Source organism: Bradyrhizobium sp. SSBR45G, from assembly GCF_030159255.1.
Classification (GTDB): Bacteria; Pseudomonadota; Alphaproteobacteria; order Rhizobiales; family Xanthobacteraceae; genus Bradyrhizobium.
Genome location: NZ_BSCT01000009.1, coordinates 51,525 through 71,360, shown reverse-complemented (window position 1 = coordinate 71,360; position 19,836 = coordinate 51,525). Strand labels below are relative to the sequence as shown.

At 65.2% G+C, this 19,836-nt stretch carries 22 protein-coding genes; 9 read left to right on the top strand and 13 right to left on the bottom strand.

All coding sequences use genetic code 11. The features are described from left to right. The first annotated feature begins 11 nt into the window (after positions 1-11). Positions 12-761 (top strand): alpha/beta fold hydrolase, encoded by a 750-nt coding sequence (locus tag QQL87_RS13905; protein WP_284419173.1) that lies wholly within the window; start codon positions 12-14, stop codon positions 759-761. Positions 762-873: 112 nt separating this feature from the next. Here QQL87_RS13905 and QQL87_RS13900 read toward each other — a convergent pair whose 3' ends face one another. Further along, positions 874-2,286 carry a hypothetical protein gene (locus QQL87_RS13900; RefSeq protein WP_284419257.1) on the bottom strand — a complete coding sequence of 471 codons (1,413 nt, stop codon included), beginning with the start codon at positions 2,284-2,286 and terminating at the stop codon, positions 874-876. A 385-nt stretch (positions 2,287-2,671) separates the two neighbouring features. On the opposite strand from QQL87_RS13900, the gene cysE reads away from it, so the two are divergent. Continuing rightward, positions 2,672-3,499, top strand: coding sequence for a serine O-acetyltransferase (cysE, locus tag QQL87_RS13895; protein ID WP_284419174.1), 828 nt, complete (start codon positions 2,672-2,674; stop codon positions 3,497-3,499). A gap of 272 nt (positions 3,500-3,771) precedes the next feature. Then, positions 3,772-3,984: a DUF3126 family protein gene (locus tag QQL87_RS13890; protein WP_231325960.1), complete on the top strand. Its 213-nt coding sequence runs from the start codon at positions 3,772-3,774 to the stop codon at positions 3,982-3,984. A gap of 447 nt (positions 3,985-4,431) precedes the next feature. Here QQL87_RS13890 and QQL87_RS13885 read toward each other — a convergent pair whose 3' ends face one another. Further along, positions 4,432-5,130, bottom strand: a complete 699-nt coding sequence (locus QQL87_RS13885) for a hypothetical protein (protein WP_284419176.1) — start codon at positions 5,128-5,130, stop codon at positions 4,432-4,434. Between the two features lie 196 nt (positions 5,131-5,326). On the opposite strand from QQL87_RS13885, the gene QQL87_RS13880 reads away from it, so the two are divergent. Next, positions 5,327-5,656, top strand: a complete 330-nt coding sequence (locus QQL87_RS13880) for a DUF6949 family protein (RefSeq protein ID WP_011925946.1) — start codon at positions 5,327-5,329, stop codon at positions 5,654-5,656. A 294-nt stretch (positions 5,657-5,950) separates the two neighbouring features. Beyond that, the gene (locus QQL87_RS13875; RefSeq protein ID WP_284419178.1) at positions 5,951-6,481 is read left to right on the top strand and encodes a gamma carbonic anhydrase family protein; all 531 of its coding nucleotides are present in this window, start codon (positions 5,951-5,953) and stop codon (positions 6,479-6,481) included. A 32-nt stretch (positions 6,482-6,513) separates the two neighbouring features. Here the strand turns inward: QQL87_RS13875 and QQL87_RS13870 are convergent, their stop codons facing one another. After that, positions 6,514-6,681 carry a hypothetical protein gene (locus QQL87_RS13870; protein ID WP_284419179.1) on the bottom strand — a complete coding sequence of 56 codons (168 nt, stop codon included), beginning with the start codon at positions 6,679-6,681 and terminating at the stop codon, positions 6,514-6,516. Beyond that, complete coding sequence (locus QQL87_RS13865; RefSeq protein WP_284419181.1) at positions 6,678-6,983, bottom strand: hypothetical protein; 306 nt, start codon at positions 6,981-6,983, stop codon at positions 6,678-6,680. The genes QQL87_RS13870 and QQL87_RS13865 overlap by 4 nt, the downstream gene beginning before the upstream one ends. 75 nt (positions 6,984-7,058) lie before the next feature. Here QQL87_RS13865 and QQL87_RS13860 point away from each other — a divergent pair, with 75 nt between their 5' ends. The 3 genes from QQL87_RS13860 (at position 7,059) to QQL87_RS13850 (ending at position 8,240) form a co-directional block, all read left to right on the top strand. Next, entirely contained in the window at positions 7,059-7,535 is a 477-nt protein-coding gene (locus QQL87_RS13860; RefSeq protein ID WP_284419182.1) for a hypothetical protein, read from the top strand. 147 nt (positions 7,536-7,682) lie between these two features. Further along, positions 7,683-7,961, top strand: coding sequence for a hypothetical protein (locus tag QQL87_RS13855; protein ID WP_284419183.1), 279 nt, complete (start codon positions 7,683-7,685; stop codon positions 7,959-7,961). Between the two features lie 138 nt (positions 7,962-8,099). Further along, positions 8,100-8,240, top strand: a complete 141-nt coding sequence (locus QQL87_RS13850) for a hypothetical protein (RefSeq protein ID WP_284419184.1) — start codon at positions 8,100-8,102, stop codon at positions 8,238-8,240. A 279-nt stretch (positions 8,241-8,519) separates the two neighbouring features. On the opposite strand, the gene QQL87_RS13845 is transcribed toward QQL87_RS13850, so the two are convergent. From QQL87_RS13845 to QQL87_RS13810, 8 genes are all read right to left on the bottom strand, one after another. Beyond that, the gene (locus QQL87_RS13845) at positions 8,520-9,407 is read right to left on the bottom strand and encodes a dienelactone hydrolase family protein (RefSeq protein WP_284419185.1); all 888 of its coding nucleotides are present in this window, start codon (positions 9,405-9,407) and stop codon (positions 8,520-8,522) included. 361 nt (positions 9,408-9,768) lie between these two features. Then, on the bottom strand, positions 9,769-10,293 hold the full coding sequence (locus QQL87_RS13840) for a hypothetical protein (protein WP_284419186.1): 525 nt from the start codon (positions 10,291-10,293) through the stop codon (positions 9,769-9,771). Between the two features lie 255 nt (positions 10,294-10,548). Continuing rightward, on the bottom strand, positions 10,549-11,013 hold the full coding sequence (locus QQL87_RS13835; RefSeq protein ID WP_284419187.1) for a hypothetical protein: 465 nt from the start codon (positions 11,011-11,013) through the stop codon (positions 10,549-10,551). A gap of 188 nt (positions 11,014-11,201) precedes the next feature. After that, positions 11,202-12,245, bottom strand: a complete 1,044-nt coding sequence (locus QQL87_RS13830; protein WP_284419189.1) for a hydrolase — start codon at positions 12,243-12,245, stop codon at positions 11,202-11,204. Positions 12,246-12,526: 281 nt separating this feature from the next. After that, a complete protein-coding gene (locus tag QQL87_RS13825) occupies positions 12,527-14,695 on the bottom strand; it encodes a VWA domain-containing protein (protein ID WP_284419190.1) in 2,169 nt (722 codons plus the stop codon). Further along, on the bottom strand, positions 14,685-15,275 hold the full coding sequence (locus tag QQL87_RS13820) for an RNA polymerase sigma factor (RefSeq protein ID WP_284419191.1): 591 nt from the start codon (positions 15,273-15,275) through the stop codon (positions 14,685-14,687). The genes QQL87_RS13825 and QQL87_RS13820 overlap by 11 nt, the downstream gene beginning before the upstream one ends. A 902-nt stretch (positions 15,276-16,177) precedes the next feature. Further along, positions 16,178-16,804 (bottom strand): transglutaminase-like cysteine peptidase, encoded by a 627-nt coding sequence (locus QQL87_RS13815; RefSeq protein ID WP_284419193.1) that lies wholly within the window; start codon positions 16,802-16,804, stop codon positions 16,178-16,180. Between the two features lie 331 nt (positions 16,805-17,135). Continuing rightward, positions 17,136-17,750, bottom strand: a complete 615-nt coding sequence (locus QQL87_RS13810; protein ID WP_284419194.1) for a PilZ domain-containing protein — start codon at positions 17,748-17,750, stop codon at positions 17,136-17,138. A 196-nt stretch (positions 17,751-17,946) separates the two neighbouring features. Between QQL87_RS13810 and QQL87_RS13805 the strand changes: the two genes are divergently transcribed. Further along, complete coding sequence (locus tag QQL87_RS13805; protein WP_284419195.1) at positions 17,947-18,930, top strand: MBL fold metallo-hydrolase; 984 nt, start codon at positions 17,947-17,949, stop codon at positions 18,928-18,930. A gap of 116 nt (positions 18,931-19,046) precedes the next feature. Here the strand turns inward: QQL87_RS13805 and QQL87_RS13800 are convergent, their stop codons facing one another. After that, positions 19,047-19,604: a PAS domain-containing protein gene (locus tag QQL87_RS13800; protein WP_284419196.1), complete on the bottom strand. Its 558-nt coding sequence runs from the start codon at positions 19,602-19,604 to the stop codon at positions 19,047-19,049. Positions 19,605-19,836: the final 232 nt, after the last annotated feature.

Genomic DNA, 19,836 nt, shown 5'->3' with positions numbered 1-19,836 from the left:
GACCAGGTCCGATGCCGAGCTTCCACAACGGCGCCGTTGAAATCGTCTTCATCGATGAGGGGGAGGGCGATCCGATCGTGCTCGTCCACGGCTTCGCCTCGACCAAGAACGTCAACTGGGTCTACCCGGCCTGGGTCTCCGAACTGCGCAAGAATGGCCGCCGCGTCGTCGCGCTCGACAATCGCGGCCATGGCGAGTCGGCCAAGCTGTACGATCCCGCGCTGTATTCGATCGCCGAGATGGCGAGCGACGTCACCGCGCTGATGGATCATCTCGGCATCGCCAGCGCCGATGTCATGGGCTATTCGCTCGGCGGCCGCATCGCGGCCCACATCGCGCTGACCACACCGGAGCGCCTGTGCTCCGTGATCTTTGGCGGCATCGGCATGGCGATGATCGAGGGCGGCGGCCCCGGTGAGAACGTCGCCGCAGCGCTGGAGGCGCCGTCGATCGACGAGGTCACCGATCCCGTCGGGCGCACCTTCCGCGCCTTCGCCGACCAGACCCGCTCGGACCGGCTGGCGCTCGCCGCCTGCATGCGTGGCTCGCGCGGCCTGATCTCGCGTGAGGATGCGGGCCGCATCGCGGTGCCGGTGCTGGTCGCCGTCGGCACCACCGACGAAGTGTCCGGCTCGGGCCCCGCGCTCGGCGCGCTCATTCCCGACGCGGAGGTGCTCGACATTCCCGGTCGCGATCACATGCGCGCGGTCGGCGACAAGGTCTACAAGGCCGGGGTGGTGGATTTTCTCTCACGGCGGTGAAGCTGCGTAGCCCGGGCGAGCGCAGCGACCCCGGGTTCTCCGACGCAGCTCGTGTGACCCCGCATGTCGCTTTCGCCTTCGCCCTGCGGGCTCCGGCTGGCGCTCATGCGGGCTACGGGAGCGTGTTTGTCGCCGCGTCGGTGCGATCGCCGCTGAACCATCTCGCTGCCGCGATCAGCACCGTGAAGGTCGCGATCCACACCAGCCTGGCGCCGTAGCGGTCGTGCGGGCCGGAGATGACGCCGCAGATCACGGCATTGCCGAGCAGCGCCAGCGTCACGGTGGTGGCGAGCAAAGCGATGTCATCGCGGCGCCGGCGCCAGAGCGCATGCGCGGCGATCGTCGCCGCAGCCAGCATCGAGCCGAGCGCGACCGGCACGTGCAGCCAGTTCACGACGGCGAAATTGATCTCCCAATGCTGCTGATGCGCCGCGCGCATCTGGCGGACCTGCGAGGGAATGTAGCGCTCGATGATGCCATAGGTGTGCGGCACCCAGCCGCTGGTGCCTTCGCCGGTCGCCACATGCATCAGCTGCTCGGCGGTCGCGACCGCCGCCGCCTCGGCCTGCCACAGCGGATAGGCGGCGAGCGACCGCTTGACGATCGTGCCCATCTCCTCGTTCATGCCCTCGAAGCGCCCGAGCGTGTTGAACATGCTGTTGCCCCACAGGAAGTCGTCGGCGGTGGGCGGCAGCTGATTGCGATAGGGGCAGAGCTTCAGCGTCTCGCGACTGCAATGGTCCTTGAGATATTGCGCGACGATGCCGTCCTGGAGCATGCGGCCGAAGGCGACCCCGGTGCCGCCCGGCGTCCATGCCAGCTGGCCGGAGAGGGCGAAGTTCGCGGCGAGCAGCATCGCGGCGCCCGCGACGATGGTCAGGCTGGCCTGGATCAGGCCGGACAGCGCGATCTGCCGGCGCAGGAAGGGCCAGGCGATCCAGCCGGCGCAGCACAGGCCGAGCAGCACCCCGAGCGTGGCGCTGTGGGTGGCGGATGCGAACGCCACGAAGCCGAACAGCGCGGTCTTCTCCAGGCCGGAGATGCGCCGCGCCTGCGTCACCAGCAGGAACAGCGCCAGCACCGACAGGCCGGCGAAGATATCCGTCAGCAGCATGCTGGCGAGCCAGGGCAGGGCGGTGGTCAGGATCAGCAGCAGGCCGATCCACAACAGCCGCAGCGGCTGGGCGAGCCCGAGCACGCGCAGGGTGAGCTGCAGGATCCACAGCGTGGCCAACGCCTGCAGGCCGAGATTGAGCCAGAAGCTGGAGTCCTCGCCCCAGTGCAGATAGAGCCCGAACACGGTCGACCGGCTCGGCACCAGATAGCCTTCGTACCAGCGCGCGAGATAGCCGCCGGTGTCCCACTGCAACAGCGGGTAACCGTTCCACAGCGCCGGCGCGACCAGGAAGAGCGGGAGGACGAGGACGGGCAGCCAGGCCGATCCGGCCTCTTCCGTGCGGTCGTCCAGGATCTGAATGTTGCTGATGCCTGCATCCCCCGGTTCGGAGCACCATGGCCAAAACATGGACAAGGCGGTATTCACCAATAGACTCAAGCGTCGTGGCTGGACAAGCCGGCCCCGTGATCAGGCGGGGGACGGCCTCCCGTTCCGGCGCAAGGTGGTTCCTTTTTGCCTCAGAGGTGGTATCCCGAAGCCGCGCGCGCCCCGTGGGAACCGTGTCGACGTGTCTCCGGCAGCTTGATTTCCGGTTCCGGCTGACCATTTTCAGCCGAGCGTCGGTGGGCAAGGGACGGTGGCGTAACCCCGCCGTAACGGAAATGTCTCAATCCCGTGTTCTCTGCGCGCGAGGCTGGCTGGAATGGATCGCCGACCTTGCGCCGCGCGCAGAGGACAGCATTCCACGTGCCGTGCTATATTGCCTGCCCACTGAACTCCGCGAGACGCAGCCATGGCTATGCATCAGACCAATCCCCAGGGCGGAAAGCTGGCGACGCTCGATCCGATCTGGGATCGGGTTCGTCATGAGGCTGAAGAGATCGTGCGCCGCGAGCCCGAGCTCGCGACATTCATCTATTCGACCGTCCTGCATCACAGCCGGCTGGAAGATTCGGTCGTGCATCGCGTCGCCGACCGGCTCGACCATTCGGCGTTGTCGGGCGATCTGATCCGCCAGACCTTCGACGATGCGCTGCGCGACGAGCCGGATCTCGGCCACGCCTTCCGCGCCGATCTCGTCGCGGTCTACGACCGTGATCCCGCGACCTCGCGCTTCATCGATCCGTTGCTCTACTTCAAGGGTTTTCACGCGCTGCAGACGCACCGTCTCGCGCATTGGCTGTATCGCAAGAGCCGCAAGGACTTTGCGTTCTATCTGCAGAGCCGCTCGTCGGCGGTGTTCCAGACCGACATCAATCCGGCGGCGCGCATCGGCCGCGGCATCTTCCTCGATCATGCCACCGGCTTCGTCTGCGGCGAGACCGCCATCATCGAGGACAACGTCTCGATCCTGCATGGCGTCACGCTCGGCGGCACCGGCAAGGAGAATGAGGACCGTCACCCGAAGATTCGGCATGGCGTGCTGATCGGCGCCGGCGCCAAGGTGCTCGGCAACATCGAGGTCGGTCATTGCGCGCGCATCGCGGCAGGATCGGTCGTCGTGAAGCCGGTGCCGAACAACGTCACGGTCGCCGGCGTGCCGGCCAAGATCGTCGGCGAGGCCGGCTGCGCCGAGCCGTCGCGCACGATGGACCAGATGATCAACGCCATCGGCATCTGAGCCGTGGCGAGCGGGTTCTCGATCGCGAAGTCAAGAGCTTTTCAATCACGGGATTTCGTGCGAACACAGCGCTGATCTGTGGATCTGACGATCCGCCATTGCTGCGGCGGAATGAATGTGAGATCCACAGCGTCCCTTTCAGGTTCGTTCGATGACGCTGGTGCGCGCACCGGGATCGACGGGCTGAACTATCAAGTTTCTGAGGGCACGGACGTGCCGCTGTGTCACGTCCTTGAACGGCAAGCAAACCCCGCTGCGATTGGAGATGACCCGTGGACGTTCAGGAAGTCAGGAAGCTCGACGCGTATCTGAAGCGCGTGTTCGCCAATCCCAAGATCCGCGTCGTGCCGCGGCCCAAGAAGGAGGACTCCGCCGAGGTCTATATCGGCGAGGAGTTCATCGGCGTGCTGTTCGTCGACGATGAGGACGACGATCGCTCGTTCCAGTTCCAGATGGCGATTCTGGAAGACGATCTGGTCGAGTAGTTGCCAGACGCAGTTGCCCGCATGAGCGCGAAGCGCATGCGGGACGCTTGCGAAGATGGCGGCGCTGCCAGAACGATCGTGGTGCAGGCGTGGCCCCAGGGGCGCGCTCGCCCGGGCTAAGAGGGTAGCTACCGCAGACCGGCTCCAGCGTGCTTTCGCACACGCCGTCAGCACGCACGCCGTTCGTGGATGAGCCCGGCCTTCATCCACGCCGTCATTCCGGGGCGCGCGAAGCGCGAGCCCGGAATCCATAACCCCAAGGCGGCGTGAGGCGCGCGATGGCCGTGGCGCCTGTGGTCGCCCCAACATCCGCTCGTGAGTATGGATTCCGGGCTCACGCTTCGCGTGCCCCGGAATGACCAGCGGAAAGAGTGTGGCAAATCTCACATTCGACGTCCGTTGCGCGGGCTGCGCTCATTTGGCTACGACGTCAACGAGTGCGGCCAACTACTTCACTGCGTGCATCTGCGCGGTCAGCCGGTCCATCGCGGTCGCCACATCCTGCCATTGCGACAGCCAGCTGCGTGGGAAGCGAAACACGAGGTCGGCGCCGTCGATGCGGCGTTCGCTGAGGCACATGCCGGGCGTGGCGGCATCGCGGGTGCAGCGCGCCACCAGCGCCGGCTGCTCGGCCGTGAACAGATCCTCGACGTCGTAGGGCGTGCCGGTGCGGAAGCTGCGCATGGTCAGGCCGTCTTGCACCGCCACGGCGGCGGGACTCAGATAGCGCGGATAGATCGTCTTCAGCCGCGTCTCCGGCGACATGGCATCGTGATGCGCCGAGATCGACACGAAGATGCGGTCGATCGGATGCGGCGCCTGGTCGATCTGGTCGGCGGAGACGTGATGCGGCGCCTCGGGCGGGGTGAGCGCGGGATAGTCGAAGCCGAGATCGACCCGCTCCTGCGGCCCGGTGTGGCGCTGGATCTTCACCCGGATGGCGGCCGCCGGCACGTTGAAGATGGTGCTGCCGATGCTCACCGGCAGGCGCTCGGGGCCCTTGAAGGCGCCGGCCCGCCATGTCGGCCACAGCAGATAGGCGACGACGGCCACCGCCGATGCCGCCAGCACACAGCCGAGCACGAGCGGCACGGCATGGCCATGTCCGTTCGAAGGGCGGGCACTGCGGACCGAAAACATCGTCATGCCGGGCAGGGGATCTCTGGAGCGAATCAGTCCCGACTATGCCACGCCGACGCGGCGGTCTGCAGGATCTTACCAGCAGGGACCTGCGCGCCCGGCGCGGCCGAGGTTAACCCTTTCTTAAGGATAATGTGGCGCCGGCCGCGCGATTTTGCCAAACCGACATCGGGCAGTTCTGCAAAGTGTGTGAGTGCGTACGATGTCGGCAGAGGCGTTCAATTCCCTGTTCTCGCTCCTGATCGGATTCGCCCTGGCCGGTGCCTTGGCCAGCGGCTATCAGGCCTATGCCGAGCGTCCGCCTGGTTTCGAGCTGCTGCAGGAGGGCGTCACGCCCCGCCGCTTCGCCGCGGTGCCGTTCCTGGTGTTCGCCGCGCCCTTCATCATCATGCGCAACACGCTGCGCGGCGCGCGTATCGAGCGCCGCCGCTTCGAGTTCGTGATGCTGGCGACCGTGATCGCCGGCTTCTGGAGCATGATGTCCGGCACCTTCGTCGTGATGACGCTGCGCGCAGCCGGCGTGCTGGCCTGAGTTCCTCACCGCCATCGGCGCTTGCGGCGCCTTGCTTGTATTCGCCGCGTTGGCTGTGCCAAGGTCACCTGGAAACGCAGGGCGATAGGAAGTGATGTGGGGCTGTCGCGACGAGCAGCCCTCTCAGTCAGTTTCTCCGTCATGCCCGGGCTTGTCCCGGGCATCCACGCCGTTCTTCGGATGCCGAACGACGTGGATGGCCGGGACAAGCCCGGCCATGACGATGTGGAGACAGACGAGCGAAAAACGTCGACCTTCCTATGCGATCGTACTGCCTGCGAATAGGAGACCTCGATGGCCATCTACGAACTCGACGGGCAGGCGCCCGAGCTGCCGGCGGACGGCAACTACTACATCGCCGACAATGCCACCGTGATCGGCCGCGTGAAGCTCGCCCGCGAGGTCACCATCTGGTTCGGCGCGGTGATCCGCGGCGACAATGACTGGATCGAGATCGGCGAAGCTTCCAACATCCAGGACAACGCCACTTGTCACGTCGATCCCGGCTTCCCGCTGCGCGTCGGCAGGAACGTGACGGTCGGCCATAACGTGATCCTGCACGGCTGCACGGTCGAGGACGACGCGCTGATCGGCATGGGCTCGATCGTCATGAATGGCGCCCACATCCGCCGCGGCAGCGTCGTCGGCGCCGGTGCCATCATCACCGAGGGCAAGGACTTTCCGGAATATTCGCTGATCATCGGCGCGCCCGCCCGCGTGGTGCGCACGCTCGAGCCTGATCAGGTCGAGCGCATGGGCATCGCAGCCAAGGCCTATGTCGCCAAGGGCCCACGCTACACCAAGGGCCTGAAGAAGATCGGCTGAGGCGGCGCGTTCCGCTGGGCTGATCGCGCGTCTCAGATCCCTTCGGATTCGCCGGCCTCGCGTGCACTGGCGATCCGCTCGTGACCGCTCGCCCACAGCGCATGCTGCTCGCTGCCATCCTGATAGGGATTGGCCTCGGCCGGGATGTTGTCGCGTGCGGCGCGCTCGCCCTGCTCGAACGGATCGGGGTCGGTGCTCATGCTGATGTCCTGCTCCTCTGTTTCCGCTTGGTGTCGATGTTCGTCTTGGCGTTTGTCTTGGCCTTTGTCTTCTCCTTGCGCGCAGTCCTGTCGGCCTCCTCGCCATCCGCCGCCGCACTCTTGTGCAACGCGTCCTTCAGGTCGGCGGGCACGCCATGCTTCTCGAGCAGGTCCATGAAGGCTTCATCCGCAAGATCCTGCAGGCTGATCATGTGATCGCGGGCCAGCTGCTTGAGCTTGTCGAAGGTGTCCTCGTCGAAGGCGATCAGCTTGCGCACCGGCCCTGGCTCTCCTCGCGCCATCAATCCTCTCCCATTCACAATGGTTCCGGAACGCGAATTGTCCCGTCGGGTTGGACCGTAAAGGGAGAGCATCCGATGGCCAGATTTTCATTGCGGACATTGATTGTGTTTGCCGGTGTCACCGCAGCGACGGCAGGGTTCGCGCAAAGCGGCGGCGGTGGCGCCGGCGGCGGGGGAGCTGCCGGCTCAGGCACGGCAGGCGGTGGCGCAGCGAGCGGCGCGACGACTGGGACAGGGGCGACCGGCGGGAGCGCGGCCTCCTCCGGAAATGCTGCCGGCCTCGGCAACACGCCGGGCGATGCGAACGGCACCAACAGCGGTGCGCGGCTGTCGCAACCGGGGACTCCCGGCACCAATAGCCTCGGTACGGCGCAATCGTCGGGCTCCGGCGGGAGCGGAGCCGGGACAGGCAATCCAGGCGTCACCACCGGCACGGGCCGCGGCGCGGCGGGAGGACCGAACCGCTCTGGCGAGACGTCCGACGAGGCCGAGATTCGGCGCGAGAACCAGAAGGTCGATCAGAAGGTCAAGAGCATCTGCCGCGGTTGCTGATTGTTGCCGCAGCAGGGACTGTGACGTCCGGATACCAAATCGCGCAGATGTGAGCGCGCTTGCCCGCGAGCTGTTCCAAATCAGGCTTTAAAGGAAGCGTTGCAGTGACGCTTGTCATTGTCGTGATTTGGATGTGGAGACGGATCGATGCGCAAGAGAGTGATGGGCTTGCTGGCGGGCGGCGTCATCGCCCTGATGATGGTCCCGGCATCGGCCCGCGGGCCGGGCGGTTTTCATGGCTTTCATCATGGCGGATTTCATCATGGGTTCGGCCCCGGTTTCGGCTTCGGCTATCCGTATTATTATGGCGGCTATCCCTATTACTATCCCTACACCTACGAAGATCTCGGCGGCTGCTATGTCGTGAAAAAGCGCGTGCGGACAGCGCGCGGCTGGCGTCTTCGTCCGGTCGAAATCTGCGAGTGAACTGGTGAACCCGCAGGCGGGGTGACGCGTTGGCCGGACACTTCGCTTTAACGATATCTCGTCACGCTTCGTTGCCGCCGCGATGAACGCAGGCGGCAATGGAGCGGAAGCTGGCGCAACGCTTGCATGGATCCAGGCATGATGAACTCACTCACATCCCCCGAACTCACGTTCCTCTTCATGGGCGTCGTCGTCAGCCTCGGCGCTGCGCTGGTCTGGATGGCCTGGGAGCTCGAGCAGGGCGCCCGGCAGCCGGCAAAGGTGCGTCGCAGGCGCTGATCCCCCGCGCATCGTCGTCGGTCCGGGTGGGCAAGCTGTCGGCCAAGCCCAGCGGGCCGAGGCGACAGCGGCCAGTTGGCTTCTAGCGGCGGGGCCCGTCGCCGCATGAGCGACAGCCGCTGCGCGCGTCGGCTGTAGCGACGTGCGGGGTCGCATGCGCGTCGGAGAACCCGGATGTCGCTGCGCACATCCGGGCTGCGCTACGTGGCTTGCTCAACGACGGTGGGCACGCTGTCGCCTGACGGCGTTCGCTTTTGCGGACCCGAGGCCGCAGCGCTTTCAGCTCAGCACGCCGTATGTCTTGAACCACGCCTGCATCTGCGCCCAGGCATCCTCGGCGGCCTCCTTGCGATAGCTCGGGCGATAGTCGGCGTGGAAGCCGTGCGGCGCTCCGGGATAGATCTTGAACTCGGCGGTCTTCTTGTTCTCGGCGAGCGCCGCCTTCATCGCCTCGACGCTGGCCACGGGGATGCCGGTGTCGGCCTCGCCATAGAGCCCGAGCACGGGCGCTTTCATCTCGGGTGCCAGCTGCGTCGGGCTCTTCGGCCAGACCGGATTGGGCGTATCGATCAGCGGGCCGTAGAAGGCGACGCCCGCCTTCAATCCGGCATTGTGGGCGGCATATTCCCACACCGTGCGGCCACCACGGCAGAAGCCGATGATGCCGAGGCGCGAGGTGTCGCCGCCCTGTGACTTGGCCCAGGCCACTGTGGCATCGAGATCCGACAGCAATTCCGCATCAGGCTTCGCATTCACGATCGGCAGCAGGTCCTTGATTTCGGTGATCTTGGTGAGGTCGGTGCCCTTGCGGAAATAGTAGTCCGGCGCGACCGCGAGCACGCCGAGCTTGGCGAGACGGCGGGTCACATCCTTGATGTACTGGTGCAGACCAAAGATCTCCATCGCGACCAGCACGACCGGCGGATTGCTGGCGCTGGCGGGCCTTGCGAAATAGACCGGCATCTCGCCGTCGGCGACCTTGACCTTGGCGTCGCCGGCATTGAGCCCGCTGGTGTCTGTCGTGATGACCTCGGCGCGGACCGGGCCCGCGGCCAAGGTGTAGCCGGCCGTCACTGCGGCGGACGCGGTCATGAAGCCGCGGCGGGAGAACGGAGCGACCTTGGTCAGTCCGATGACATCGGACGTCAGTTCAGATTCGGCAGACATGAGCGGCTCCTCTGGAGAGGTGGGGGCGCGCATTGAGCCGAGAAGTCCGGGTGAAAAGCAAGTCACCAGCCGGAGAGGACTGGTCCGGCCCCGCATCTCCGTCCGGGGCTTGTCCACAAAGTCCTTGTCCACGACGGCTTGCGATCAGGGGGCAACTACAAAGAACAAGGTCGTCGGCGCAGTATGGCGCCAACGACCTTGCCAGCCCCGGATATTGAAATTGGCCCTGCGCCATCCTGAAATTGGCTCGCCATCCGGTCATCGCAAGATGGCCCGATTCCGCCGCTTGCTCTGTGAAGCACTTCACAAGGCTCCGGGAAAATTCGGCAGCAGTTCTACAGGTTGGAGCCGTTCGTCCGAGCTAGCCGCGGCTTCGGCGATGGCGGTGTCCGCTTCGGCTTGCATGGGCACGAGCCCGGATGCTGCGATTGCGCGCCGGCGCTGAAGCCTGCTCCGAGGCTTGCGTGCTGGCAAACGACTGCCGCAGGCCGTCGATGGAGTCCTTCAGGGTCGAGACCTGGTCGGACAGGCGCTTGGTGTCGGCCTGCTGAGCGGCGAGCAGGCGGCGCATGCTCTGCAGCTGCTCCTGCATCATCTGCAGCTGGTCGATGGATTCCTGTTGGGTCGCCTCCAGGCCCTTGGTCTTTTCCACCAGCTGCTCTGAGGCCTGCACCGTCCTGGCCTGCAACTGCCGGGTCACCGCGCCGCGCTCGGCCTCGACGGGCGATCCGCCATAGGCGCGCCACAGCATGATGCCGCCGATGCCGGCGACCAGCACCAGCAGCGTCGCGGCGGCGAGCGCGATCGGCTGCGAGGTCTTGACCGCGCCGGACTGGGGGCCGGACTTATCGAGATAACGTCTGGTGTCGCGCGTCACCGGGTCCATCACGAAACCACCCACAATCGAAAAAAGCTTCGGAAGCCGTTCCTCAAAAGGGAGCGGCGAAAAAGGCATGCAGTCGGAGCAGTCGCCAGACAGCAAAACGCGTGTCCGGCGGGGCCGATCCCGGCGGCAAGACTTTATTAGCAAATCGGACAAAAGCGAGGCCTGCAAGCCCGAAAAACTGCGGCCAGCGGGCCGCAGCGGTATCGCCATCATCCGCCGGCGGAGACCGGCGCCAATCCGAGCCCGATCAAGGACTTACTGGGTCGTATTGCAGTTCCGGCAGATCGTGAGCTTCTGCTTGAGACGGGCCTCGTCGGCAAGGTCGGCCGCCTGCTCCTCCTCGTAGGTCATGCGGCCGCTGCGATAACCGGAACTCGACTGCGACGACATGACGTCGACGCGCGAGTCGCCCTTGCGCTTGGTGCCCTTGCGCGGGGAGGTGCCGATATCCGGCTCCATCGCCATGTCGGTGTCGGTCTCGGAGGTGGCGACCCGGCCATCCCAGTCGGCGGCGGCAGGGGGCACCGCCTGCGGCGTCGCCATGACCACCTTCGGCGCAGCCGCCGTCGCCGGCGCAGCCGCCGTCGCGGCCGCCATGGCGGGGGTCGCCGCCGGATCAGCCGAGGCCATCGGGCCGGAACAGCCCGTTCCGGACATGCAGCAGTTCGCCAGGGTCAGGGCCGCGGCCACGAGCGCCACACTTCGCAGGATCATCATCATGCCGACAACCTAAACCCGACCGTCGAGGGAAAACAAGGTTGGCCGACGACCCGCCAAGCCCTGGCTGCGACATATCGTCGAAGCAAGGCCAAAAAAAGTTGCGCCCAGCCGCCGTCCGGCAGCCCAGGGCTCGGACTCAGACGATCCTGGCTTGCGGACGGCCCTCGAGGAAGATTCCGCCTGAACCGTCATTGGATGAGGCGGCGGAAATCGGGATCGGCGTTCAGTTCATCCATGACCCGCCGCATGCCGGCCTCCGACAGGTGAACCGAATCGATGAAATGGGAGGCGTCGTTGCCGATGTCGGAGCGCGCCAGGTCGAAAAAGTGGATCCCGGTCTCCGCGAGCCATGCGCGCGTCGCGTCAGTTTCGAAATCGCGCCACAGGCCGGCATAGGGTTCGTACCGCGCGTCGTGGTCCAGAAAATCGACAGCGTCGTGCAAGATCGGGAGCTGGATTGCGATCAGGGTCAGATCACTGCTGCGAGCCAGCGCGGCAAGCTGCTCCAGGGCGTCTTTCTGGTGCGGCGAGATGGCCTCTCCGCCGAAGAAGGCGCGTTCCAGATGTTGAGCGTTCAGCTGCGTCTTGGCTTTCGCGATGTGGTCGTCTGAAAACCGGTAGGCGCCGTCGGTGCCGAAGCCTTCTTTCGAGATCAGTGCCTGCGTCCCGAGCAGAGGGGACCGAAGGGCGTTGCTGAGGATCCAGGGCTCCCGCCATGCGGAGTGCACCCAATGCGTGATGCTGGCCTTGAAGTAGCGCAGCGGCTCGCCGTGGATCTGGGCGCGATCGGCGTTCGAGGTCTCCCACCGATCGGAGAAAAGAAAATAGTCGAGTGTAACGATGGCGATCCTGGGTTTCGCGGCGCTCGTCACCCGTTTCAGCTCGTCGGCGATCTGCTGCACGCTCCACGCCGTAAAGCAGAGATTGTAAAATCGGCGCGGAGCGAAGGCCGCGGCCGAGAAGCCACTGGCGCGCGATGATCCGATCGCGACGATGTCGGGTTGGATTGCCGCCACGCGGCGCAGCATGAAGGCGGAATTGTACCGGAGATCGAACGGCAGTGCGATGCTATCCGGGCGGATGCTCTGCAGATCGGCAAGGATCGCCGGGCTGAACCAGACCCCAAATCGGATTCCGAACAGCCCGATCGAGAATGTGGTGAGCGCACAGGTGAGAACCATAGCGACGAGATAGCGGCGCATCGGCGAACGCGACGTGCAATGGGGGTCCATGGCGTCTCCAAATTCCGGACGTCGCGTGGTGTAGCAGGGGGCCTGCAAGAGCGAATCCAAAAATGGAGTTGCTGATCAGGGAATCTACAGGTCTCCCTCGGGCTGCGTCGTGAACGCGCCACGTCGCTTGTCCCCGTCGAGGGAAAACAAGGTTGGCCGACGATCCGCCAAGCCCTGCCTGCGACATATCGTCGAAGCAAGGCCAAAAAAGTTGCGGCCAGGCCTTGGGAGGCCTGGTCGCAAATTGCGCACCGATGCAGTCGTCGCAAATCGCACATCCATCAAGGACGCAGCGGCTGCATGGTGCTCGCGGTTTTGGCCGCGCGCACCAACTGAAGGAACTCGGCGCGATAGGCGTAGGGATCGTCTCCGCGGGCTGCCGAGGCGATCCGCAGCACGTCGTCGTAGCCGAACTGGCCGGTATGCTTTCCACCCCGCAGAATCTCGCCGAACGCGGCGACACCGGTCGCAAAGCGGGCATCGCGTGGCGCCTCCTCGAAGCGCGCGCTTTCGGAGCCGCGATCGACGGGCGTGCTGATCACCACGCTTCGATCGGATCGCGGCAGCTTGTAGCGGATCTTGACGAAGGCATATTCGGCCGGGGAGGGCGCGCCGCTCGCCGCGTCCCGCGCCCCGTATCTGAGATCGTCGACCGTTCGCGGACCGCCAGCAGGCACGATGTCGTAGAGCGCCGTCACGGTTTGCCCCGAGCCGACGTCGCCGGCGTCGACCTTGTCGTTGGTGAAATCGGAACGATTGAGAAGTCGCGTCTCGTAGCCGATGAGCCGATATTCGGCGACGGCTGCGGGATTGAACTCGATCTGAATCTTCACATCCTTGCCGATAGGAAACAGCGTCGAACTTGCCTCTTCGACGAGTACCTTGCGCGCCTCGTTGATCGTATCAATGTAGGCGGCGACGCCGTTGCCGTTCTGCGCGAGCGTCTGGGCCAACGCGTCATTGTAATTGCCGACGCCAACGCCGAGCACGGACAGGAAGATGCCCTTTTCGCGCTGACGCTCGACGAAACCTTTCAATTCATCCTTGTTCGTGATCCCGACATTGAAATCGCCGTCGGTCGCGAGGATGACGCGGTTGACGCCGTTGGCGTCGAAGTTCTGCTCGGCAAGCGCATACGCTCGCCTGATGCCTTCGGCGCCTGCCGTGCTGCCGCCCGCCTCGAGCCGGTCGATCGTCGCCAGGATCTTCGCTTTCTCGGACACCGAAGTGGATTCAAGCGCCGTGCCGGCATTCCCTGCATAGGTGACGATCGCGATGCGGTCCTCGGGTTGCAACTGGGTCACGAGCATGGCGAGCGACTGCTTCACCAGCGGCAACCGGTTCAGCGGCTGCATCGAACCCGACGTATCGATCAGGAACACCAGATTCGCGTGCGGCCGGTTTGTCTGCTGCAGCGCATAGCCCTTGATGCCGATGCGAATGAGTTTGCGGCCTTCCGCCCAAGGGTTCGGAAACACGGCAACATTGGCCCGGAACGGCTCGTCCGCCGATGCGGGCGCTTCGTAGTCGTAGGGAAAGTAGTTGATCAGCTCCTCGGTCCGAACCGACGCGGGCGGCGGTAGGACATTGCGGTTGAGCTGGGCGCGGACGAAGGCGTAGGACGCCGTATCGACATCGATGGAGAATGTCGAGACCGGTGCATCGCGCGCGATCTGGAAGGGGTTTTCCGGCGCATTCGCAAACTTGTCGCGGCCGCCGGGCTCGGACGCAACAGGAACGCGCTCGCGCTGGGCGGGGGCGAGCAGGCTTTCGGCCGGCGCCATCCGCTGCGCAACCGCCGGCGGCGACCCGCGCACGGATCCGTGATCGATCAGGTCGTCCGCGCGGCGCCGGGCATAAGACGGCGGTGTCGGTACCCGCTGCAGCAGATTCTGCACCCGGCCAGGCGCCGTCGCGGAAGGCGCCTGCGGAGCCACACGGCTGGCGATCCTGTCTTCCACATGCGGCGGGGCGGGCGGCGGCGCCGCCGCAACCGAATGCGCGGCGGCGTCCGGGGCAGGCTTTGCGGATGGCGTGACGGTCTGGATTTGCGTTTGTGCCCGGTCCTGGTGTTCGCTTTCCTTATTGGCTTGCACCGTCGGCTCGGCCTGAGCGGCCTCGTTGTTCGCCAGCTTCTGTTCGACGGGCGGAGCGAACTGCGTCGATTGCGGTGGCCGCATGAGATGGAGATAGGCGCCCGATCCGGCAACAATGCAGGCCAGGCTGGCAGCCAGGAGATATCGCGTTCGAATCATGACAGGCCTCTCGCGTGACGGCCGCAGGGACGCGGCGGTTCGCTCGATGAGACGGATGTCGGTCGAGATTCCTTGGTCGTTCCCGGTGCTTTTTCGATCGAAGTGCAGCAGCGCCTGTTGCACGGCCGCGTCACGCGCGTCCGGCGCAGGCGGCGGGGGGGTGGGCAAACCCATGATGTCGTGATCAGAACTCATCGCTGATGTCCTTCGCGAGACTCGCCAGTCGCCTCACCTCGTGCATGCGGCCGGAGATCGTCGACTCGGAGACACCGAGGGCCGTGGCCGCCTCCGCGTGTGTCATGCCTTCGCCGACCACGAGCACGACGGTCTCGCGCAGCAGCGGCGACAGCTGCGCCAGCTCGCTCGCGAGCCAGCTGCGACGAAAAAGATCCCGGCCATCGGGCAGCGCCGCCATTCCCGCAAGCACGGCGAGGTGGCCTTTCAGGCGTGCCAATGTCGAATGGCGCCGATGGTGATCATGACAGGCGTTGCGCACGATTCCGATCAGCCAGGTCGTGAACCTGGCCTCGCCCCTGAAGGACGCGATCCGTTCCACCAGCGCGCAGCAGACATCCTGGCAGATGTCCTGCGCGTCAGTTCGGGAGCCGGTCATGCGCCAGGCAACGCGGTGCATGAGGTCGTAGTGACGCCGCAACAAGGCTTCGAACGCGGCGCGGTTGCCCTGCTTGGCCAGACGGACGAGGTCGTCATCCGTGGCGTCGCCACCCGACGGCTCAGTCACCTCTGCTGTCACACGCTGAATGACGCCCCCCATGTCCTTTCCTCAACGCCGACAGGATCGAGCAGGACAATCGGGACCGTCACCCGGCCCCTCGGCCAGTCCCGTCCAGGACCGCGCTCGCATGTGCCCTATCCCTGCCATGGTCGTTCCACCCACACACCGGACACTGGGAAAGGGATTTTCCCGGCATTCACCCATTGAGACGCACGGAACGGCGGAATCCTTGGGCCAGGTCAGGAAGAATTTTGGACCTCGCGACGCCAGAGCCTTAGGGCGCTCCGCCGAGGTGGCAAACCCAAGCAGCGTGACATTGCGGGCGCTGACAAGCACAATGATCGCGTGTCGCACAGTTTCTCGGTTTTCACCGGGCGGGCGGCCGATTTCGCTCGGCATTGTGGGATGCGCGAAACAGCCGACCGGAAAACAAGCATCGGCGCATCCCGAGCAGCCCATTGGTCCGAATGAATACGACTCCCGCGTCAACGCAATGGAGCGGCTTTGGAACGGGTGAAGGGAATCAACCCTCGTATTCAGCCTGGAAGGGTTTCGACAGTTGAACACATTTGAGGCGCGTTCGGACAAACGGCAGCTCTCGGCGCCGCCGATGCCCGTGGGACGCAGGCGACAGAGGCTGAAAGGGGCATTTGCTCATGCGGAGCACCATCGGGGACGCCGTTGGCCGCGGCAATGGCATGACAGATTCCCCGGATTTTCCCCGTCTCGGCCGGTCTCGTTCCGTCGTGAGACGTTATCGATGTGGTTTCCGGCTGTCGTTAGAGCCCGTTGAAATCGCGCCGTTTTTTCGAGCCACCTCTAAAAAAGTGCGGCCAGGCCTTGGGGGAGGCCTGGCCGCGCGCGAACCGGTCTGGGACGGGGAGGGGTGGGGATGTGACCGGGTCGCGTAACTCGAATTCTGTCGTTGCCTCGCTTGCGCTTTAGCGCTCTCGGGCGCTGGCGGTGGCCACTGCCGGGCGACCGTCGCCGAGCGAGACCCAGACGTTGGGGTCGCTCTGCGACTGCCGCTTGACGAAGCGGTAGCCGGTCTCGGTCCAGGCGACGACGTTCTCGTTCTGATTGTCGAGCACGTATTCGCCCTTGTCGGTCTTCACGGTGAGGACGGCGTGTCCTTCACCCTTCTTGTCGCGCACCACCGTGATCAGCAGCGCCTCGCGGGGCCAGCCGGCATCGATCAGAAGCTTGCGCTTCAGCAGCACGTAGTCCTCGCAGTCGCCGTAGCCGTCGGACGGCAGCGACCATTTCTCGACCACGCCCCAATGGTCCATGTCGGTGATGGGCTTGACGTTCTCGTTGACCCAGCGGTTCACCTTTAGCAGGTCCCGCCACGCCGTCTGGGACAGCACGATGTCGCGGGGCTGCGACGCACCGCCGCGGCATTCCTCAGGTGTCTCCGTGCAGAACTCGATCCAGCCGATCGGGGCCCGCGTGGTGTCGCCAAGGCTCGCATAGAGCACCCGGTCATCGCCGGCATGCGCCCCTGCGCCCATCGCCATCAGGAAGGCGACCACCGCCAACCCTTTTGCCTGTCCCGTCCGCTTGACCATTTTGGCCCCCGTTTTGTTGGGACCATGTGTCTCACAAAGGTTTTTCGCTGCCGCTAAATCGCCACGATGGATTTGAGGAAAACCCAATTCAAACAAGGCGATAATTCGCATTATTGTTGAATCGAATTCGCTTAAAATTTGAATCGATCGGAGTTGAATCAAAGGCTGTGCGTTAAGCCGCAGACCGCTGCATTTGCAGGCCCGGCCACGCTTCAGCGAACGCATGTTAACTGCGTCCGAGGCCACGTGCGATGGCCGAACGCCACACGGCGCCCGCGGTGGCGGACGCCGTGCACTCCGTGAAGTTGCGGGATTTCGGGGGGCTTCGGCTTTACCGCGCGGTAACGCTCTCTTCGAGCGTTTCGGCGAGCTGCGGATGCATGAACTCGATGGCGAAGCCGCCTTCGAGATTGCGGACCACGCGCGCCTGCACGCGACCGAGCATGACCAGCGATTTCAGCGGGGGTCTCGTCTCCGCCGCGATGGCCGCGCCCGACAGCGACATGTCCATGATGCGGCAGGTCATCTTGGTGCCGTCCTCGAGCGTCAGCACCGCGATCGGGTTGCGCGGGATGATACGGTCGTGGCGGCGATCCTCCGGCAGGTTGAGGATGTCGCGGTTGGCGAGCCAGGTCAGCTGCGCGGCGAGCTTGTCGCGCTTCCGCGCGGTGGCGCCGATCGTCATCGCAAAGCCGTTGTCGATGATGCGGGTGATCTTGCCCTCGACGCGGCCGATATGGTCGAGATAGGCGATCACGCGGTCGCCGACATTGCCGATGCCGGGCGCCAGCAGGGCCAGGCCGCCGGGCGACATGTTGATCACCTGGCAGGGAAACTCGCGACGGTCCGGCAACATGTAGCGGCCGAGCAGATGAACCTTCACCCGCTGGAAACGACGGCGCTCCTCGGCGGCCGGAAGAGATTGTTTTTTGTTCGGCAACGCCATGTTTCGCCACTCAAAGCCGGCTCTTAACAGGGCCGGACGATCCAGCAACGAAAGTAAATGCTGCACGGTTAATTCAGCGTTACGGTGCGCTCCGCCGGCTCTCTGCCACGGCCTGTGACAAGCGCCAATCCATGCTGATAGAACGGCCACGCGCGGCATCGCGCCAATGACACCCTTGAAGACGGGAGAGACATTCATGCGGAGCGTGATGGGCGCCATGGCGGTCGTGGTCTGCGCAGCGGTCGGATCGTGGCCGGCCGCGGCGGCCGAGATGAAGGTGACCTTGCTCGGGAGCGGCACGCCGACGCCGCGCCTGTCGAGCTTCAGCGCCTCCACCCTGATCGAGGCCGGACCCGAGCGGCTCCTGTTCGACCTCGGACGTGGCTCCACGATCCGTCTGTTCCAGAAGAACGTCCCGCTCGGCAGCATCACCGCGCATTTCCTCACCCATCTGCATTCCGATCACGTGGTGGGCCTGCCCGACATGTGGCTGAGCGGCTGGATCGGCACGCCCTGGGCCTCGCGCAAGGGGCCAATGGTCGTGTTCGGACCCAAGGGAACGGTCGCGATGACGGAGAATCTCACCAAAGCCTTCTCCGAGGACATCCGCATCCGCATCGATGACGAGAACTATCCGCCGGCGGGCGTTGCCTTCGCCGCCACCGACATCGGGCCGGGCGTCGTCTACGAGCGCAACGGCGTCAGGGTCAGCGCCATCGAGGTCAATCACGGCGAGAAGATCAAGCCGGCGCTCGGCTATGTCGTCGAGTTCGACGGCAAGAAGGTCGTGCTGTCCGGCGACACCAAGCCCGATCCTCGCGTGGAGAAGGCGGCGGAAGGCGCTGACCTCCTCGTCCACGAGGTGGCTGTGATCGAGCCGGAGCTGCTCACATCCTATCCGAACTACCGTGCCATCCAGGACCACCACACCTCGCCCGAGGACGCCGGCAAGATCTTCAGCGAGGCGAAGCCGAAGCTCGCGGTCTACTCGCACATCGTGTTTGCGACCGTGAAGCCCGCGCAGGACGTGCCTGAAGATGCGCTGGTCGCGCGCACGCGGACGACCTACCAAGGTCCTCTCGTCGTTGGGCGCGATCTCAGATCCTTCGTCATCTCGGATCACGTCGCAGCGTTTGCGCCCGACGGCAGTCCGATCGCGCCGCTGACCGGCTCGCAATGAGGCGAGGGACCTGGAGGCGAGGGAGCTGAGCCTGGATCCCGCAGGCCGCGCGAAGCGTCATGCGGGAGCGTTGTTCTCGGCGGGCGCTGCGCGCGCCCGGCCGATGTAGGCCACAATCAGCGCAGCCCCTCATAGACCATCAGGCCGCGGGCGAGCGCGAGCTTGCGCAGCGCGCGCGGCACGATCGGCTCGGCCGGCGGGTGGATGTAGCGCCAGGAGACCATTTCCAATGGCCCGAGCGCGCCTTGCGGCGTCTCGAACGGGGCGAGCAGGCCGGTCAGGCTGATCGGCTCGTGGGCGCGGTTGGCGAACGGCAGCAGCAGCAGTTCGAAATGTGCCGTCGTGTGATCCGGCGCCTGCGCCTTGACGCCGGCGATCGCCGGCAGCGTTTCCTCGCACACGACAGCGGTGATCTCCTCGATCTCGCGCCGGCTATCGGGCGCAAAATGCGCCGGGAAGCTCCTGTCCTTGACGTCGCCGCCGAGCAGGGCGCACAGCCGGGTGCCGGCCATCCGGAACGGAAAGCCGCTGTCGGCATCGCAGGACAGCACGAAGATGTCGCCGAGCAGTTCGCGCACCGCCGACGGCTCGAAATCGTGACGCTCCGGCGCCTTGGCATGGCCGCGCCTGGCGTTCCAATAGGCGAAGAGCTCGCGATTGGACGGATGTTTCATCTGAAGACCCCTCGCGCCCTCGACGTCGCCAGGACATCGCTGTCCCGCTTTCGTCCAGGCGCCTCCCTGGTTTGTTGTCGCAGGAGGGGCTGTGCAGCGTCCATGCCGATGGTGTGATCTTGCCGGCTTTGTCCGCGTCTTCCGCGCGTTAAGGTTAAATTAACGATGTGCTTGGCTTGGGCCGCGGGATCGTTAAGAAAACGTTCATCAGGTCGCGGCCGGAAGGTGGAAG

Bases quoted from the DNA above. Each gene is read 5' to 3' on its own strand.
- QQL87_RS13885 (WP_284419176.1), bottom strand. From the start codon at position 5,130: ATGACGATGTTTTCGGTCCGCAGTGCCCGCCCTTCGAACGGACATGGC.
- QQL87_RS13875 (WP_284419178.1), top strand. From the start codon at position 5,951: ATGGCCATCTACGAACTCGACGGGCAGGCGCCCGAGCTGCCGGCGGAC.
- cysE (WP_284419174.1), top strand. From the start codon at position 2,672: ATGGCTATGCATCAGACCAATCCCCAGGGCGGAAAGCTGGCGACGCTC.
- QQL87_RS13905 (WP_284419173.1), top strand. From the start codon at position 12: ATGCCGAGCTTCCACAACGGCGCCGTTGAAATCGTCTTCATCGATGAG.
- QQL87_RS13805 (WP_284419195.1), top strand. From the start codon at position 17,947: ATGCGGAGCGTGATGGGCGCCATGGCGGTCGTGGTCTGCGCAGCGGTC.
- QQL87_RS13800 (WP_284419196.1), bottom strand. From the start codon at position 19,604: ATGAAACATCCGTCCAATCGCGAGCTCTTCGCCTATTGGAACGCCAGG.
- QQL87_RS13830 (WP_284419189.1), bottom strand. From the start codon at position 12,245: ATGGACCCCCATTGCACGTCGCGTTCGCCGATGCGCCGCTATCTCGTC.
- QQL87_RS13865 (WP_284419181.1), bottom strand. From the start codon at position 6,983: ATGGCGCGAGGAGAGCCAGGGCCGGTGCGCAAGCTGATCGCCTTCGAC.
- QQL87_RS13810 (WP_284419194.1), bottom strand. From the start codon at position 17,750: ATGGCGTTGCCGAACAAAAAACAATCTCTTCCGGCCGCCGAGGAGCGC.
- QQL87_RS13900 (WP_284419257.1), bottom strand. From the start codon at position 2,286: ATGTTTTGGCCATGGTGCTCCGAACCGGGGGATGCAGGCATCAGCAAC.
- QQL87_RS13820 (WP_284419191.1), bottom strand. From the start codon at position 15,275: ATGGGGGGCGTCATTCAGCGTGTGACAGCAGAGGTGACTGAGCCGTCG.
- QQL87_RS13860 (WP_284419182.1), top strand. From the start codon at position 7,059: ATGGCCAGATTTTCATTGCGGACATTGATTGTGTTTGCCGGTGTCACC.
- QQL87_RS13840 (WP_284419186.1), bottom strand. From the start codon at position 10,293: ATGGACCCGGTGACGCGCGACACCAGACGTTATCTCGATAAGTCCGGC.
- QQL87_RS13825 (WP_284419190.1), bottom strand. From the start codon at position 14,695: ATGAGTTCTGATCACGACATCATGGGTTTGCCCACCCCCCCGCCGCCT.
- QQL87_RS13850 (WP_284419184.1), top strand. From the start codon at position 8,100: ATGATGAACTCACTCACATCCCCCGAACTCACGTTCCTCTTCATGGGC.
- QQL87_RS13870 (WP_284419179.1), bottom strand. From the start codon at position 6,681: ATGAGCACCGACCCCGATCCGTTCGAGCAGGGCGAGCGCGCCGCACGC.
- QQL87_RS13845 (WP_284419185.1), bottom strand. From the start codon at position 9,407: ATGTCTGCCGAATCTGAACTGACGTCCGATGTCATCGGACTGACCAAG.
- QQL87_RS13855 (WP_284419183.1), top strand. From the start codon at position 7,683: ATGCGCAAGAGAGTGATGGGCTTGCTGGCGGGCGGCGTCATCGCCCTG.
- QQL87_RS13880 (WP_011925946.1), top strand. From the start codon at position 5,327: ATGTCGGCAGAGGCGTTCAATTCCCTGTTCTCGCTCCTGATCGGATTC.
- QQL87_RS13815 (WP_284419193.1), bottom strand. From the start codon at position 16,804: ATGGTCAAGCGGACGGGACAGGCAAAAGGGTTGGCGGTGGTCGCCTTC.
- QQL87_RS13835 (WP_284419187.1), bottom strand. From the start codon at position 11,013: ATGATGATGATCCTGCGAAGTGTGGCGCTCGTGGCCGCGGCCCTGACC.